The sequence below is a fragment of the Alienimonas sp. DA493 genome (assembly GCF_043951915.1).
Classification (GTDB): Bacteria; Planctomycetota; Planctomycetia; order Planctomycetales; family Planctomycetaceae; genus Alienimonas.
In genome coordinates, this window is record NZ_JBINJD010000325.1 from 1 (window position 1) to 1,126 (window position 1,126).

Annotated in this window: 1 protein-coding gene; it reads right to left on the bottom strand. The window is 69.9% G+C overall.

Features of this window, described 5'->3' with window-relative positions; genetic code table 11:
* Nucleotides 1-101 precede the first annotated feature (101 nt).
* Nucleotides 102-1,126: DUF1559 domain-containing protein (locus tag ACG2DA_RS22800; protein WP_395259001.1), on the bottom strand; the 1,025-nt coding region annotated here is incomplete at its 5' end.

Here is a 1,126-nt window from a genome sequence, read left to right on the forward strand (position 1 = left end):
GAAGGAGCCGCCGCGTGGTTCTGCCTTCGCGGCCCCGGCGCACGAAAACGCCGCGACCGGCGAACCGGCCGCGGCGACGGGAAGGACGGGGTGCGTCCGACTCAGTCGAAGTCGGAGGAGCTGACCGGGGCCTGCAGCGGCGCGCCCCGCAGGGCGGCCGGCACGGCGTCCGTCCGCGGGTAGGACAGTCGCGAACCGCCGCTGGAGATCAATCGCAGGTAAACGCTGCGGCTGATGCTGTCGCTGATGGTCGCGGCCCGACCGTCACAGAAGCCGACGGCGATCGCGCCGCCGGAGTGCTCCGACATCGGGACCGGCCGGGTGATGCCGTCGTTGAACTGCAGGTTCGGCTTGCCCTTCTCCGAGAAGTTCGCCGTCGTGTCCGGGTCGGCGGTCGGGAAGTCCATCACGCGGGAATCGTCGAGCACCAGGGCGCCGAAGGCGAGGCCGAAGGTGTTGTCGTCGAACCAGTTCGCGGCGGTGTTGTTCTCGGACACCCACAGGGTGTTCGTCGTGCCGTCCCAGTTGCCGATCTGGTCCAGCGTCAGCTGGGCCGGGGCGCCGATCACCGCCCCGGCGCCGTTCCGGGCGTTGAGGTCGCCGTTGATCGGGTTGTGCATTGCCCCGCTCTTCAGCTGAACGCCGGCGTCGTCGGTCGGGTTCGTGCCGGCGACCCGCCAGTCGTAGGCGCCGGGAACGTGGGTGCTTTCCGCCGCCGGATCCAGGGCTTCGCCGGCGCCGGGCACGAGCGAGGCGGCGATATAACCGGCGTTCACGCGGTAGCTGAGGCCGAAGCTCTTAATGTCGTTCGCGCTGTCGTCCGGGCAGACGTAGCTCTGGATCTGACCGTCGCCGAGGTTCAGGGCGTCGAAGCGGGTCGCGAACGCGGAGGCGTCCGTCGCGTTCAGGTGCAGTTCCTCGAGGCTGCTGAGGGCCCGGTCCTGCGGGCGGGCGTCCATCTGCGGCAGGATCGCCCGGGGCCAGGTGTTGAGGGCGGTGCCCTCCGGGCTGCCGTCCTGCAGGCGGAAGACGCCGTCGCGGATGTGGGGCAGCTTGCCGCTGTCGCCGGTGGCCTTGTTGGTGAGGGCCAGGGTGATGTTCTTGACGTTGTTCTGGCACTCCAGCA